Below are 15,181 nucleotides of genomic sequence, written 5' to 3'. Positions count from 1 at the left end.
CTTTATAACTCTGCAATTGTCGCCAGAGGTCAGTGCACCAGCAGGAACCTATAATTCATCTGACGGGACAGGCACGCTACTCTCCCAGCGGCGGATGGAGTCGGGGCGGATTCGCTTGCGCGATGGCCAAACATTGATGCTGGCGGGCATTATCCAAGATCAGGATCGCTCGCTAGTGACGAAGGTTCCAATCCTAGGGGAGATTCCCTTGTTGGGGCGGCTGTTCCGGCGGGAAAGCAATCAACGTCAACGCAACGAGCTGGTGGTGATGGTGACACCGAAGATTATGGATGATACACAGAATGCGGGGTTTGGCTATCAGTACTCGCCAACACCAGGGAGCATTCCCCCCAGTCTCCAAAACCAGATTCTGCAACCACCTCAGCAGCGCTTCTAAGGGACTCTAAGCGTGATTTGTCCCCTCTCGGTACACTCGGAGGGGTCTTTCTTGCTCAATTGACAACCAGTTTCTGCCAGCCTAATCCCGCAAGGGCTTGGTTGCGCCGGAGGGGACGGGTCACCAGTTCCAAGAGGTTACGGGCATTGCCAAAGCCATGAATCTGAGCAAACGTGAATTCCACTGACCACTTGGTGCTGATGCCACGGGCTTCGAGGGGATTCGCATGAGCCATACCCGTAATCACTAGGTCGGGCTGGAGCGCCTTAATCCGCTGGAGTTGATTATAGTTATCGGGTTTTTCAACAATGGTGGGTAGGGGATGACCCATTTCGGCACAGGTTTGCGCCAAGAGTTCTAGCTCCGCTGCTTGGTAGCGTTTATCCATGTAAGGGATGCCAATTTCATGCACTTGCATACCACAGCGAATCAAAAACCGCGCTAGGGAAATCTCTAGCAGATTGTCCCCCATGAAAAAGACCGATTTACCCCGCACCAATTCAAGGTAGTCGCTAAGTTTTGCCCAAGTTTCAGCTTCGCGCTCTGCTAGGCCTTGGGGTTGAATGCCAAACGTGGCACAAATCTGTTCAATCCAAGCACGGGTCCCATCAGGGCCAATGGGAAAGGGTGCCGTAATGAGTTGACATTTGCGGCGGCGAATTAGGGTGGTGGCCGTCCGACTGAGGAAGGGATTCACGCCAGCGACGTAGTAACCCTCATCAATTACAGGCAATTCTGTATAGCGCTTGGCAGGCAGCCATCCTGACACCTTGATGCCCTGTTTTTTCAATTCCAAGGTGAGTTGGGTCACTACGGGATCTGGCAGGGAGCCAAAAAGAACAAGGGGGGGGTGGTCGTGGTAGTGCTGAGATTCAGCTTGGACATCCTCTTTTTTCTTGCCAAAGTTGAGAAGACGTTGGATGGGGTTGCGTTCCTCTGGATCACTCACTGCTGTGGGCGTGGGGCAACGGGCGGCCATGGCGGCTAGCACGGTATCTTCCCCTTGGGTAAAGGCGTAGTCGAGACCATTGGCGCGAGCAACAACAATGGGAATGCCAATTTCGGCTTCTAGTTTGGGAGCCAATCCCTCCAAGTCCATTTTGATAATTTCCGTGGTGCAGGTGCCAATCCAGACGATGACACTGGGGTTGCGATCGCGCTTAATTTGGAGGCAGAGGCGCTTTAGCTCTTCGTAATCATTGAGTTGCGCCGAAATATCTCCCTCTTCTAGCTCCGCCATGGCATAACGGGGTTCAGCAAAAATCATCACCCCCATCGCATTCTGCAAAAAGTAGCCACAGGTCTTGGTACCAATAACCAAAAAGAAACTATCTTCAATCTTTTGGTAGAGCCAAGCTACACAGCTTATGGGGCAAAACGTATGGTAGTTGCCTGTTTCACACTCAAAGTTGAGGGCATTGGGAGCAGTCGCACTCATAGGGAGAGCCTCCAAATTTAGGAACGATTGGAACTAGGTTTGATGACTTTGAGCGGTCTCCTCACGATGTTCTTCAGCCCGATTACTGACAAAGGGCTTGGAGGGTAGTAAGCGAGGTTCTGGGGGCAGTGGCGCAGGGTTATCGCGATTGGCCAGTTCTTCGTCGGGGTTGAAGTTCAAACCGAGGGCAGAAATAATGCGATCGGGATCGTTGCTGAGTTCGACAATCACGGGCAGGGCATCTAAGAGGCGTGGCTCTAGGGCGGTAAGCACCCCCAAAATAAAACTTGAGGAGGGGCGTCGTTGACCGCGATAGGTACTCCAAATCGCCAAGCGGACAATCCAATGACGGTTTTGTTGGTAGTAGGCCAGCCACTTACTGCGTGCGCTTTGCCGTAGTTGCTCAGGGTTCATACTCACTCCAGCGAGGGGGTTCCGTGGAGTATTCTAGGGGAGTTTTAGACCGCTGCGAGTGGGCGTTCTGCCGCCTGTGGGTTTAAGTAGAAGTCGGAGAGCAAGGCAAAGAGATCGCGATCGGGGGCGTCCTTGGGCACCACCCCCTCAGGCCGAGCCAAAATTTGATCGGCAATGTTTAGGTAGTAGTCACAGACAGAGTTAAGACTGGGATCACTCTCGGCCATCTCAAAGAGGGTTTTGCCCTTGACCCGTGACACGCGAATATCCTCAATTAGCGGCAGCACCTCAAGGACTGGCATGGGAACGGCTTCCACATACTTGTCAATGAGATCCCGCTTACTGGTGCGATTGCCAATGAGACCGGCAAGGCGCAGGGGGTGCGTGCGCGCTTTTTCGCGGACGGAGGCGGCAATGCGATTAGCCGCAAAGAGGGCATCAAAGCCATTATCGGTAACAATCAGGCAGTAATCGGCATAGTTAAGGGGGGCAGCAAAGCCACCACAGACCACATCCCCCAGAACGTCAAAGAGAATAACATCGTATTCATCAAAGGCATTGAGTTCCTTGAGGAGCTTGACCGTTTCACCAACAACATAGCCACCACAACCTGCCCCGGCCGGCGGGCCACCCGCTTCGACACAATCTACACCGCCATAGCCTTTGTAGATCACATCCTCCGGCCAGACATCCTCGTAGTGGTAGTTCTTGGCTTGGAGCGTGTCAATGATGGTGGGAATGAGAAAGCCCGTGAGGGTAAATGTGCTGTCGTGCTTGGGGTCACAGCCAATTTGCAGGACTTTTTTGCCCCGCCGCGCCAGCGCCACTGAGATATTGCAACTCGTGGTGGATTTGCCAATTCCGCCTTTACCGTACACTGCGAGTTTCACGTTGACCTTGCCTCCTAAGTAAGGGAGCGACACGATGACCTAATTGCTATTCTCGGCCAGCGATCGCCAGAAGCCGCAGCGGTCAAGAAAATTATTTTTGCGCAATAAAATTTCAGCTTATTTGAGAATTAGCAAAGGTTCTTCCAAGTTTTAGGAGTCTCTCAGGGGACGCTTAGTTACTTGAGGAGTTAGTTTTAAGCTTTTTGTGATTAGTTTTATATTTAAAATAAACAAAAATACAAAAATTCCCTCTCCCTGACTTATGCCCTGACCGATTGAACCCAAAGCTACAGTTTCTGTGACCAGCGATCGCGCCAAAGGAAATCTGAAAAAAGAAACTTTTCTCCTAGGGGGCGATCGCCCCCGCCGTTGTAAAGAATCATTAAAAATCTCGAAAGTAAATGATTTGTTACAATTTGGGCAGTTGCATCCCTTTGAGCACCACTTTCTCTCGTTTTCCCTAGGAAGTCGCTAGAATTTGAGGGAAGGCGATTGTGCTACAGTGTTTTTCTCTGCTATCCGTGCGAACGAGCAAGATTGGCTCCTTGGAAAAGTGCGGCGTTGTTAAAGCTGTAGGGTAGCCTTCAGTCCGCTGTTGATACTGCCCCTAAGAATGGCCAATGAACAAAGATCAATTTGCCATGAGTGACAACCCCTACGAAAAGCTGCAAGTGCCGGAAGACGCTTCTTTTGAGCAAATCAAGGAAGCGCGGGATGCGCTATTGGCAGCTCATTCGGGGGATGAACGGCAGCGTACCGAAATTGAAGCAGCCTACGATGCAATTTTGATGGATCGGCTGCGGCAACGCCAACAGGGCAAAATTAAAGTACCTGAGCGCATTCGCTATGCTGAGCAACTCAATGAACCGGCCCTAGCGAAACCAAATCGCATTGCAAATCATCCCGCCCTTCAGTGGTGGCAGCAACAGTTGGACACCCCCAACCTGCGGGGCATTGCCATTACCTCAACGGTCTATGCTGTTCTAATGGCGATCGGGCTATCTCAAGCGAACCCAGATACCTTAGCATTGGTGCTGTCGCTGGGAGTTGGCTTTAACCTCGTATGGCTCCAACGCAAAGAACAACGCCTCGGCCGTGCCTTTTTGATCACCCTCCTTGCCTTGATATTGGGCGCGGTGATCGCCGTGGGCATTTACCAACTGGGTCTGGCGGGGGTCTTCCTCAATGTGGATCAACTGGTGGGCATTGGGGTTTTCGTCACCTTTTGGCTCACCAGCAATTTCCTGCGCTAGCCGCGAATTTGAATCGGCATCACCAAGTATTTCATCTGTGCTTCTCCAAGGGGGAGGAGGATCGCGGGCTGGGTTTCGCCGTTGAGTTGCAGTTGCACCGCCGAGCTATTCATCACCTTGAGACCTTCGAGGAGGTACTTGACATTAAAGGCCACCGTCATGGACTCGCCAGAAATCTGAGCCGGCACATTCTCTTCCCCACTTCCCAATTGCGGCGCCTCAGCGGAGAGTTTGAGTTCCTGGGCATCCGCATCAATGTTGATTTTGACCACGTTATTCTTTTGAGCGGCAAGAATTGCCACCCGTTCTAGGGCATCTGCTAAGGCCGATCGCTCTACGGTGACTTGGCGCGCAAAGGTCTTGGGAATCAGTTGGCGGTAATTGGGGTACTGCCCCTCCAGCAGACGGCTGGTAATGCGAGCATCGTTGCCAATATCAAACACCACTTGGGTGGGGTCACAGCGCAGGGCGACATCCCCCTCTTGTTTCGCCATCAGCCGCTCTAGATCCTTGAGGGATTTAGCCGGAATCGTAATCGGCGAGAGGGCTTCTGGCACAGGCTGTTCAGTTACGGTCACGGCAAGGCGGTGGCCATCGGTAGCGGCAAACTCCAAGCAATCCACTTCAAAGGTCACGTGCAACCCGGTGAGAATTTGCTTGGTTTCATCGGTACTGGCCGCAAACAAACTCCCCTGCAGGCCCCGCCGCAACGCCTCTGCCGTCAAAGTTACCGGTGTCACATCCTCTAACGTCGGCAATGCAGGAAATTCCTCAGCACTCATCCCCTGAATCTCGAAAAAGCCGCTGCCATAGTCGAGGATGACCCGCGTATCTTCCGCTGTGATTTCTATATCACGGTTGGGCATCCGCGACACCATCTCACTAAAGAGCTTGGCGGAAACGGTAATCGCCCCCGGCACTTTCACCTCTGCATCGAGCCAGATTTGCATCCCCAAACTGAGATCAAAGACGGAAAGTCCGAGGCGACTCCCCTCAGCTTGCAGCAGAATATTGGCCAAAATCGGGTGCGACGGATTGCTAGGAGCAACGCGACTCAAGGGAGCAAGCTTACTACTGAGAACTGATTGTGAACAAACAACTTTCATGGTGTACTCCACGGCAGATGCAGGTAAAGTTAGGGTTTTTAATTCAAGGTGGGCGATCGCACAAACAGATCATGGATTGGGACGGTTTTCTAGCATACTACGGCAATCCACTACTGGTAGCGCTTGGGCAAAAACCGCCGCACTTTGCTCAAGAAAAAGTCCAGTTCTGGCAGATTCAGGGGGGAGATAGCCGCTGCAAAGACAATCAGGCTGACACTGCCGGCGATCGCCAACTGCAACAGTTGCACCCCCAAGCCTTCCCGCCCCCAGAGCAATTCCAGTCCTTTGAGGGCACCCCAACCTGCCCCACCACTGAGAACACTAGCTAGGGCAATTCCCACCAAGGGCACCATTAGCTCCCCCCAAGGCAGCCCCCCCAAACGACGGTGCAAAATCCAAGTCAGGGCAATAAACGATACGGTATTCACCCCCACCGTGGCCATGGCCAACCCGACAGCGCCAAAAGCTTGGGTAAAGAAAAAGCAAAAGAGGGCATTAAATCCCAGTCCCCAGAGGGTGATGTAGAGGGGGGTACGGCCATCTTCTAGGGCATAAAAGACCCGCACAATGACATCGCGGGCAAGGTAGAAAAACATGCCAATGGCATAGACCAATAGCAGCGCCGCCACCAATTGGGAAGCCGCAAAATCAAAGGCACGCCGCTCATAGACCACCCGCACTGCCGGCAAGGCCAAAGCCGCCATCATGCCACCGAGGGGCATCATACTCAGAGCCGTCAGTACCAAGCTCTGGCGAATGCGTTCCTTAAGGTCTGGCCAATGTTCGGGTTGGGCCAACTTTGCAAAAATGGGCATATAGGGCACAAGGATCACATTGGAGAGAATCCCCAAAGGCGTGAGAAATAACAATTGCGAGTAACTTAAGGCTGAAGCCGCGCCCACAGGCAACTGGGAGGCAAAGAAGAGACTGATATAGACGCTGATTAAGAGCATGCCCGAGGATAGGGTAGCAGGCCCCATGAGTTGAATTAACTCCCGCACCTCAGGACGATTCAGATCAAACCGCAACCGCAAGGTGCCCATGCCAGCTTGCCATTGGGCAGGAATTTGTACCAGCCATTGCAACACGCCTCCCGCTAAAGTTCCCCAAGCCAGCACCGCTGGGCCAAATTGATCGGCAAAGAACCAAATGCCAATAATCACCGCCAAACTAGACAACAGGGGACTAATGGAAGGCAGCCAGTACTGATCGGCAGCGTTGAGCGTGCCAAAGCCGATGCCAATGAGACCTGAGAGCACCGCCAAGGGCGCCATAATCCGAAACTGCTCTGCCGCTAGGGCTTGGATCTCTGGGCTGGCACCGGGGGCAATGAGTTGAATCAGAGGGTCGGCCAGCAGCATCAAAATGGCTGTCAACACAAGTAATAGCCCCCCCACAACGGTGGTAATGGTTTCCACGAGGGGCGCGGCTTTTTCTGGGGGTTGCTTGAGAACAACACTGATGATCGAACTGTGGAACGGGCCATTGATCCCCCCCAAAAGCACAAAGAGAAACCCCGGAATCACATAGGCATAACTGTAGGCATCCACTGCGGCACCCACACCAAACTCAGCGGCGATCGCCTGCTGACGCACAAGCCCGGCAACTTTACTCAAGAGGGTGGCAATGGCAACAATGGTGGCAATGTGGGCAAGCGAACGAGATTTCTTTTCCACAGTGGTGGCAATCCTAATAAAACTAGCTGGTTTAGGGGTAACTCTGGCAATCATCGTACCAGTTACAGCCCCTTTCTAAAAATATGCAGCCTGTCTCAGATTAGTTTTCATTGTTTTCAGCGTGTTCAATTGCTTTGATCAGGACTGTCTTAACATGCGCAGTAAAGGCTTCTCAGTCTTCATCAAATTGTTTCAAATCATTTCTTGCACCCATTGCAAAAGTTGAGACGACTGTACTGTGCTTAAAAATTGAGGAATAGTCATGGCACAGTTTATTCCTAGCGAAATAAGCTTAGGGAACTGCCGGATGCATTTTTGTTCTTTGTCTCAAGTCACGCTATCTTCACTATCCTCATTTCATTCTGATCGACAATGCTCTAGGTCTCATATTTATCAATATTTTCGATAAACCGCTCAATAAGCATATTCCATTGATTAACCAACAGTTAATCGAGCAACAATTTAGCTACCTGAGCCGTGAGCCTTCCTTACTGGATGATGAGAATAATTTTAATGTCCCTGTGATGACACTCCACATTACAACAGCTTATGAGACTCTGAACCAAATGCCAGCAACATTGAAGCAACCCGTGCCCGCAAGCAGCTATTTTTGGTGGCGTCGGATCAATCTAAGGTGGCTGGGGAGCTGCAGCGAACATGGTTGGTTAAAGTGGGCAAATAATTTCAGCCTTCGCGAAGATCGAGGGGTAACAAAATCGTAAAGCAGGTACCTTGACCGACTTCGCTCGTAACCTGAATCTGACCTCGATGCGCCTGAACAATGGATTGGGCGATCGCTAGCCCTAAACCCGTCCCTTCGGACGTTGTACCCTGAAGGCGATAAAAACGATCAAACAGGCGGGGCAGTTCACTGGCGGGAATCCCCGGTCCATTATCGGCAATCACCACGCAGTAGAATTTGCCCTGCTGATCCAACCTCACCTGAATCTGACCCCCCGCAGGCGTATATTGCACGGCATTACTGAGGAGATTCGTTAACAAGCGGCTGAGATGATCGGGGTTGCCCCAAAGGCGATAGGCTGCCGCTTCCGAGGTCTGGGGATCCGCAAGCTCCAACTCCAGTTGGAGGTGCTTTTGCTGGATCAGGGGCGTCTGCTCCTCGATTACGCCGAGGAGGATGGCATCAAGGTGGCAGGGCTGAGCGTTTAGGGGAATCATGCCGCTATCTTGGCGAGCGAGAAAAAGCAAATCATCCACCAAGCGGCTGAGGCGGCGGCTAAGGCGTTCAATGACAAGGAGTTGTTGGCGTTGGGTTTCGGCATCCGCAGTGGCTAAGGCAACTTGGACATTGGTTTGAATGAGGGCCACGGGGTTGCGCAATTCATGGGAAGCATCGGCAGTAAATTGCTTCAAATAAGCATAGGACTGCTGCAAGGGGGCGATCGCCAGCCGTGACAGGAACCAACCACTAATACTCACTAGGGTCAGCGTGATGGTAATACCAACCAAGAGATCCCAAAGTAGGGCTTGACTCGGTTGGGTCACCTCGAACCAAGGATGGCTAACCCGCAAATAGCCCAGTAGGCGATCGCCCACCATTAAGGCCACCGTCATTTGCCGTAGCCAGCGATCCTCGCCCACCTGTACCGTTTCTGCTGTTCGACTCAAATGCAAAGGCAGATCAAGGGGTTCTGAAAACGTGCTCCAAGCCAACTGCTGATCGGGGGTAAACCCCTCAAGGTCAATGTGATCTTCCTCCAGAGCCGCAAGGGGATGGCTGCCTAAACTGGTTTGCCAATCAATGGTTTCCCCTGCCCCCGTCTCAATCAGCAGGGAACGACTCACCACCTCTACAACATGGTTGAGGGTGTCATCAATGCGCTCAATCAGCGTTCCCCGCACATAGAAAAAGAACCCTGTGGCAAAAATGAGGAGCAGGAGTGCCGTGACTCCCACATACCACAGGGCAAGGCGGTATTGAATCGCACGCACCATCGTCATCGGGGCAATGCTAAGGGAGACCAATCACCAATAGACACAAACGCTGCCCAATAGTAGGGGGATTCATCCTTGAGCCGTTGCAGCTGGACTTGTCGCAGGGCTTCTGTGCGCCCCATCCCTCGGCGCAGATTTTGGTAAAAGGCCACCATCATATCGCGGGTCACTTGATCATCTACCTTCCAAAGGGTACTCACCTGCGATCGCGCCCCCGCCAAGGTAAAGGCTCGCCGCAAGCCATAGACCCCCTCACCATTCACCACATCGCCCCGCCCTGTATCACAAGCAGATAAGACCACTAATTCTGTGCCGCTGAGGTTTATGCCGGTCACTTCTAACGCAGTCAGGACACCATCATCCACATCTGAGCCACTCTGGCGTTGGTTAAACCCCGCCAAGGCCAAGCCCGATCGCAGGAGAGGATTCTCAAGCAGACTTTTATCTTCTGAATTAGCCAAAAAGAAACCGTGGGTGGCCAAGTGGAGAATTTTTGGAGAATTGGCTGCTTTAACCGCTGCTTCTGTGGCCGCAGCTTGGATCAACACTTGGGCTTGGGGGAGGAGTGCCCATAGGGCTTGGGCTTCTTCAGCCGTCCCCAGTAAAGGAGGAAAGCTCAAGTCTCGCAAATCAAGGGAGCGCACCGTTGCTGAAGAAGAAGAGGAGTTCCCAAAGGAGCGATCAAAGCTAGGGTCAGCAATAATTAAAGGGGGATTCGCAGTGGCAGGTCGGTATTGCAGTCGCAGGAGTTCGCGTCCAGAGGTGAGCACTGTGATCATGTAGGATTCGACCAAATAGCGCCCTTGGGAATCCACCAGAGCCTGAAAGGGAATCGTGTTCAACTCCCCATCTGGGGCAATCAGCAAATGGGTGGCATTGCCAATCCAAGGACGAATCGGCGTTATCACCCGCTCAGCAAGAACTTGGGCTGCCCGTTGAACTTCAACTTTAGGTAAGCGGGGGTCAGCCAAACGCAAGCGGGTCTGGCGTACTTGGGCATCAATTTCAGTGGCAGAGCCAAGATCTTTGCCTAGGGGTTGCCCCGTAGCACGCAGGACATAGACCCCATAGCGCGGCTCACCAAAGCGCTGCCTGCCCAAGTCGTAGGGGCGATAACGAATAAATTCAATCAACGCGGCATTGGCTGGAATAGCCCGTTGAACCGCAGCAAGGGTTACAGGTTGAGTGAGTTCACGAAAGCTAGCACTGCTAAGACTCAGTTCGGCTTCCAGTTGATTCGCCTTGGCTTGTAGGTGCTGCACTTGGAAGAAGGCGGCTGGCTCTGCTGAGGCAAAGACGAGCTTGGCTATCCTTGTGCGCAAAGCAATGAGTTCCTGGAGCTTGGCATGATCCGCCGCCGCCAGTTGCTGTCGCAGCCGGGCTTGGTTTTGGCTTAGGAAGTCGAGTAATCGTCCTTTGCGGCGCAGAATGGTTGTCAGGGCTAGGGCAGTGGCCTGTGCCTGTTGGGGGAGACTCTGGAGATGCAATGTGAGAATGGCGTTGGTGGTGTCCTGAAACGTCCCCAAGTAGTTGCGCTTGTACTCTTCCGAGCCGACGATGAGATTTTGGCTGAGGTTTTGCTCCTCAATTTCCTCTACGCGCTTTAGCAGGGCAAGGGTTTGCGGCAGGTTGGCCTGTTGCCAATAGACGGCTGCAAGATTACTGAGGGTCGCCGCTGTATTGGGGTGATGCTCACCGAGACGCGATCGCGCGATCGCCAGCGTGCGTTCATAAAGGGGCAGAGCCGCTGCGTAGTTGCGCTGGTCAAAATAGAGGGTTGCCAAATTGTTCAAGCTGGCGGCAATGTCGGGGTGATCGGCAGGCAAGGTTTGTTCGCGAATCTGCAGGGCGCGGTGGTACAAGGGCAAAGCAGCGGCGTAATCCTTTTGTGCCCGATACAAGCCTGCGAGGTTGTTCAGTGTTGTGGCCACATAGGGACTCTTCTCCCCAAGGGTTTGCTCAAAAATCCTGAGGGCACGTTGGTAGAGGGGCAGAGCAGCGGCGGCGTTTTTTTGCTCAGTGTAGAGGAGAGCGATGTTATTAAGAATAATTGCTGTTTCGGGATGATTTGAGCCTAAGGTCTTTTCGGCGATCGCCAACGCCCGCTCAAATACCGGTAACGCAGCATCATAGTTCCCCTGCGCACGGTAGAGATTAGCCAAGTTATTCAGGGTTGCAGACACTTCTGGTTGATCTGACCCCCCAGTGCGCTCATAGATGGCTAATGCCCGTTGATAGAGAGGGAGTGCTGCTGCATAGTTGCCTTGCTCCACCTGAAGCCTCCCCAATTCATTGAGAGCTGCGGCTAAAAGGGGGTGATTGTTGCCCAGGGTATTTTCCACGAGGGTCACAAAGCGCTCCGCAAGGGGGATGGCGGCTTGAACATTGCCCTCCTGCCGCAGTTGATCAATCTGATTCGCCAGTTCCTGAAATTCTTGAGCAGAAGGTTGCGAGAGAGTTGGAGAACGCCAACCAAGAATCAGACTAGTTCCAAGGGCGATCGCCCCCAAGACAAGGCATCCTCTGGTGTTCATTTTTGCCTCAACAGCAGCCATCGAATCAAGAAACGCTCACCCCCAGTTCCTGCCAAATAGCGTCCAAGAGAGGCTCTAACCCCTGACGCGCCACCGCCGAGATGGCAAACACCGGCTGTCCCACATAGGCGGCAAGGGTGGCTTGCAATGCCTCAACCCGCTCAGCTTCGAGGGCATCAATTTTATTCAGGGCAATGATTTGCGGGCGATCGCCCAAGCCGTGTCCATAGGCCACTAACTCATCACGAATCGTTTGGTAAGCAGCTACGACATCCTCAGCCGTGGCATCAATCAAGTGCAGCAGCAGCCGCGTGCGCTCAATATGGCGGAGAAACTCATGTCCCAAGCCTAGGCCCGCATGGGCACCGGCAATCAGACCGGGAATATCAGCAAACACCGTTCCATCGCCAGTGGGTTGGCGCACCACTCCTAAATTGGGCACTAAGGTTGTAAAGGGGTAATCGGCAATTTTAGGCCGCGCTGCCGACAGCACGGAAATCAGCGTGGATTTGCCCGCATTGGGCAGGCCAATAATCCCCACTTCCGCCAGCAGCTTGAGTTCTAGCCGCAAATGGCGTTCTTCCCCCTCGCGGCCGGGGAGCGCATAGTCTGGCGCCCGCTGATGATTGCTCAGGAAGTGCTTATTCCCTAGCCCCCCTTTACCCCCCTTGGCCACTAGTAGCGTTTGACCGGGGGTAGTGAGGTCTCCCAGCAATTCCTCCGTTTGCGCATCCCAGACCATTGTGCCGCAGGGTACTTCAATCACTAAATCTGCACCACAGGCACCCGTACGGTTATTCGGCCCGCCGCGCTGGCCATCTTCTGCCTTGAACACATGGGCATAGCGAAAGTCCAGCAGTGTTTGTAAGTGGGGCACCGCCTTGAGAATCACAGAGCCGCCATTGCCGCCATTGCCCCCCGCTGGCCCTCCCGCTGGCACGTATTTTTCACGACGAAAGGCCACAATGCCATCGCCTCCTTTTCCAGCTTTGACATGAATTTCGGCAAGGTCAATAAATTGCATTTTGGCCGCAATTGGTTGCGTATAGGCTAGGTATTTGAGTATTGTATCCTGCCAACTTGTTGACCGTTCTTTTCACAGGGATGACGTAGGCTTCAAAAGGTGAAACTCAGCATCGAAAGCGCTTTCCGCTTGATGTATTTTCCCTATGGAAAAAGGGTTATATGGTAGGCTTAGGAGAATTTTTAGCGTGGCAAGGCAATAGTGTTTATTCGATGGCAACGCCGACGACCTGCTCCGCCTGAAGAAGGGGTTTTATTTTGGCGACTGGTGTTGTGGTTAGGGGTTGCCTTGATCTCCGGCAGCCTAGGGGCACTGTGGGGGCTATTGAGTCAGAGTACACCACTCATGCAGCGATCGCTCACCCCTCAGGAGTGGCAGGTGTTTCAACGGGGCGATCGCTGGACAGGGGCAAGGCTCCATCAACCCTTGAATTTATTGCTCATTGGCGCCAAGGTTTTAACCTCCGACTTAGATGAGCCACCCGACCCCAATCTCACCTACCATGCCCTAGTCAACTCTGTGGAGGGGCTGTCGGACTCCCTCCTCCTAGTACGGTTTGATCCCGTACAGCAACGCTTGGTGGTGCTGTCTATTCCCCGCGATACGCTGACCTTTATCCCCGGCCGAGGGGACGCCAAAATTAACGAAGCCAATGCCCTCGGTGGACCCGCACTGGCGGCAGAAACCGTGAGTGATCTGTTGGGGGATGTGCCCATTGATCGCTATTTGCGCATTAATGTGCAAGGCATTGAGAAACTGGTTGATGCCCTTGGGGGGGTGACGCTGGATGTCCCCACAGCCATGCGCTATCGGGATGACAGTCAGCACCTCTACATCAATTTGCAGCCGGGGCGCCAGCACCTAAATGGCAACCAAGCCCTGCAATTTTTGCGCTTTCGCTACGACGCCCTTGGCGATATTGGCCGCGTGCAGCGACAACAGATGTTTTTGCGGGCATTGCTGGAGCAAACGGCTCGCCCCGAAACCCTTGCTCGCCTGCCGCAAATTCTCGGTATTATTCGCGAAAACTTGGATACGAATTTGACCATTCAAGAACTGATGAGCTTGGGGCAATTCCTCGCCAGCGTGCCGCGATCGCGGGTGGAGTTTCTGATGCTGCCGGGGAACTTCAATGGCAGCCCTGCGGAAGTGGAAGTGAGCTATTGGTTGCCCAATTACCAACGCATTGCTTGGCTGACGGATCAGTATTTCCGCGATACTCCCACGGCTGATCCGCGCAAGACGGGTTTGACCACCCCTGCCCAAGTGCGGATTGCGATTCAAAATACCAGCCTGCCAGAATCATTGGTCATGCAACTGAGTCAGCAACTGCAAACCGCCGGTTACCCCTATCCTTTGGTGGCAGAACCATTGCCCCGGCGCCTCCCGATTACGCGCATCATTGCTCAGCAGGGAGACTTAGCAGCCGCCCGCCGGGTGCAGTTATTGCTGGGATTTGGGGAAGTGCGGGTGGAGAGTACGGGTGTGCTAGCATCGGATGTGACGATTCAACTGGGCGACGATGCTCGCGATCGCCTGCAATTGAGGCCGGCAAAATCTCTGTGAATGAACCCTACGTTATTGGTGTTGATCTTGGTGGCACTGCCATCAAAATGGGGCGCTTTAGCCCCAAGGGGGATTGCCTTAATGCCCTCACACTGCCAACTCCCCAGCCCCCCTTTCCAGACCAAGTCGTGAAAGTCATTGCTCAGGGCATCCAAAACATCGATCCAGAGGATCGAGCGCTGGCGATCGGTATGGGGGTTCCGGGGCCAGTGGATGCCATAGGTCGCATTGCCCGCCGTGCCATTAACCTTGACTGGTACGATGTCCCGATTAGCGACAGTCTCGAGCACCTGACGGGCAAACCCACCGTGATTGGTAACGACGCCAACTGCGCTGGTCTAGGGGAGGCATGGCTCGGAGCCGGTAGTCAGTTCAAAGACTTAATTATGCTCACCCTTGGTACTGGTGTGGGGGGTGCCATTCTCCTTAATGGGGAGCTGTTCGTGGGTCGGGATGGAACCGCAGGGGAGTTGGGTCTCATTACCCTTGACTACAACGGCTATCCCTGCAATAGCGGTAATCGCGGTTCCCTTGAGCAACACGTTTCCGCCCAAGCGCTGCGGCGGCGGTGGGGCTGTGAACCCCATGAGATGGCAGAGCGTGCCACCCAAGGAGACCCTGAAGCGATCGCCCTATGGCAGGAGTATGGTCGTGAATTAGCCGCGGGTATTGCAAGCTTAGTGTATGTCCTCACCCCTGAAGCGGTGATTATTGGTGGCGGGATCAGTGCCGCCAGTGATCTCTTTTTTCCCGCAATGATTGCTGAATTGGAAGAGCGGGTGCTGCCCACCTCCCGCCATAACCTCCACTGCTTGCGAGCCACCCTTGGAAACCAAGCGGGCATGGTTGGTGCCGCCAAACTAGCTTGGAAATACGTCAAAGCTCGTCCCTAGGCGCCCTTAACTAGGATTCAGTTTTCTGCTGGCA

At 53.5% G+C, this 15,181-nt stretch carries 13 protein-coding genes; 5 read left to right on the top strand and 8 right to left on the bottom strand.

Going from position 1 to position 15,181, the window contains the following annotated elements; all coding sequences use genetic code 11:
• A partial coding sequence (locus tag ACK4HN_RS09955; RefSeq protein WP_409877584.1) for a type II secretion system protein GspD occupies positions 1–397 on the top strand: 397 nt, incomplete at its 5' end.
• A gap of 55 nt (positions 398–452) precedes the next feature.
• On the opposite strand, the gene ACK4HN_RS09950 is transcribed toward ACK4HN_RS09955, so the two are convergent.
• From ACK4HN_RS09950 to bchL, 3 genes are read right to left on the bottom strand one after another with little or no spacing between them, the layout of a single operon-like run.
• A complete protein-coding gene (locus ACK4HN_RS09950; protein WP_409877583.1) occupies positions 453–1,835 on the bottom strand; it encodes a ferredoxin:protochlorophyllide reductase (ATP-dependent) subunit N in 1,383 nt (460 codons plus the stop codon).
• 33 nt (positions 1,836–1,868) lie between these two features.
• Positions 1,869–2,249 (bottom strand): DUF5331 domain-containing protein, encoded by a 381-nt coding sequence (locus ACK4HN_RS09945; protein WP_409849438.1) that lies wholly within the window; start codon positions 2,247–2,249, stop codon positions 1,869–1,871.
• 44 nt (positions 2,250–2,293) lie between these two features.
• Positions 2,294–3,139, bottom strand: a complete 846-nt coding sequence (gene bchL, locus ACK4HN_RS09940) for a ferredoxin:protochlorophyllide reductase (ATP-dependent) iron-sulfur ATP-binding protein (RefSeq protein ID WP_409849436.1) — start codon at positions 3,137–3,139, stop codon at positions 2,294–2,296.
• A 298-nt stretch (positions 3,140–3,437) separates the two neighbouring features.
• On the opposite strand from bchL, the gene ACK4HN_RS09935 reads away from it, so the two are divergent.
• Positions 3,438–3,614, top strand: a complete 177-nt coding sequence (locus tag ACK4HN_RS09935; RefSeq protein ID WP_409868596.1) for a hypothetical protein — start codon at positions 3,438–3,440, stop codon at positions 3,612–3,614.
• A gap of 145 nt (positions 3,615–3,759) precedes the next feature.
• Positions 3,760–4,392: a CPP1-like family protein gene (locus tag ACK4HN_RS09930; protein ID WP_409868595.1), complete on the top strand. Its 633-nt coding sequence runs from the start codon at positions 3,760–3,762 to the stop codon at positions 4,390–4,392.
• Here ACK4HN_RS09930 and dnaN read toward each other — a convergent pair.
• The 5 genes from dnaN to obgE all read right to left on the bottom strand — a co-directional run bounded on the left by dnaN (position 4,389) and on the right by obgE (position 12,688).
• Entirely contained in the window at positions 4,389–5,498 is a 1,110-nt protein-coding gene (gene dnaN, locus ACK4HN_RS09925; RefSeq protein WP_409849432.1) for a DNA polymerase III subunit beta, read from the bottom strand. The two genes, ACK4HN_RS09930 and dnaN, sit on opposite strands and share 4 nt — an antisense overlap.
• Before the next feature lie 110 nt (positions 5,499–5,608).
• Positions 5,609–7,228, bottom strand: a complete 1,620-nt coding sequence (gene murJ / locus ACK4HN_RS09920) for a murein biosynthesis integral membrane protein MurJ (protein WP_409868594.1) — start codon at positions 7,226–7,228, stop codon at positions 5,609–5,611.
• Between the two features lie 630 nt (positions 7,229–7,858).
• Positions 7,859–9,130, bottom strand: a complete 1,272-nt coding sequence (locus ACK4HN_RS09915; RefSeq protein ID WP_409868602.1) for a sensor histidine kinase — start codon at positions 9,128–9,130, stop codon at positions 7,859–7,861.
• A 2-nt stretch (positions 9,131–9,132) separates the two neighbouring features.
• A complete protein-coding gene (locus tag ACK4HN_RS09910) occupies positions 9,133–11,685 on the bottom strand; it encodes a CHAT domain-containing tetratricopeptide repeat protein (RefSeq protein WP_409877582.1) in 2,553 nt (850 codons plus the stop codon).
• 4 nt (positions 11,686–11,689) lie between these two features.
• A complete protein-coding gene (gene obgE, locus ACK4HN_RS09905; RefSeq protein ID WP_409868592.1) occupies positions 11,690–12,688 on the bottom strand; it encodes a GTPase ObgE in 999 nt (332 codons plus the stop codon).
• Positions 12,689–12,889: 201 nt separating this feature from the next.
• Here obgE and ACK4HN_RS09900 point away from each other — a divergent pair, with 201 nt between their 5' ends.
• Together ACK4HN_RS09900 and ACK4HN_RS09895 are read left to right on the top strand one after the other, a co-directional pair.
• Positions 12,890–14,254, top strand: a complete 1,365-nt coding sequence (locus tag ACK4HN_RS09900) for an LCP family protein (protein WP_409868591.1) — start codon at positions 12,890–12,892, stop codon at positions 14,252–14,254.
• Entirely contained in the window at positions 14,251–15,147 is an 897-nt protein-coding gene (locus tag ACK4HN_RS09895; protein WP_409868590.1) for an ROK family protein, read from the top strand. Before ACK4HN_RS09900 ends, ACK4HN_RS09895 begins: the two co-directional genes overlap by 4 nt.
• Positions 15,148–15,181 lie beyond the last annotated feature (34 nt).

Origin of the sequence: Thermosynechococcus sp. (assembly GCF_046299655.1) — a bacterium.
Taxonomy (GTDB): domain Bacteria; phylum Cyanobacteriota; class Cyanobacteriia; order Thermosynechococcales; family Thermosynechococcaceae; genus Thermosynechococcus.
Note: the sequence above shows the minus strand (reverse complement) of the source record. Positions and strands in the feature narration are given on the sequence as shown.

Coding starts and splice junctions, on each gene's coding strand:
- obgE (WP_409868592.1), bottom strand. CDS start 12,688: ATGCAATTTATTGACCTTGCCGAAATTCATGTCAAAGCTGGAAAAGGA.
- ACK4HN_RS09950 (WP_409877583.1), bottom strand. CDS start 1,835: ATGAGTGCGACTGCTCCCAATGCCCTCAACTTTGAGTGTGAAACAGGC.
- dnaN (WP_409849432.1), bottom strand. CDS start 5,498: ATGAAAGTTGTTTGTTCACAATCAGTTCTCAGTAGTAAGCTTGCTCCC.
- ACK4HN_RS09930 (WP_409868595.1), top strand. CDS start 3,760: ATGAACAAAGATCAATTTGCCATGAGTGACAACCCCTACGAAAAGCTG.
- murJ (WP_409868594.1), bottom strand. CDS start 7,228: ATGATTGCCAGAGTTACCCCTAAACCAGCTAGTTTTATTAGGATTGCC.
- ACK4HN_RS09915 (WP_409868602.1), bottom strand. CDS start 9,130: ATGGTGCGTGCGATTCAATACCGCCTTGCCCTGTGGTATGTGGGAGTC.
- ACK4HN_RS09945 (WP_409849438.1), bottom strand. CDS start 2,249: ATGAACCCTGAGCAACTACGGCAAAGCGCACGCAGTAAGTGGCTGGCC.
- ACK4HN_RS09910 (WP_409877582.1), bottom strand. CDS start 11,685: ATGGCTGCTGTTGAGGCAAAAATGAACACCAGAGGATGCCTTGTCTTG.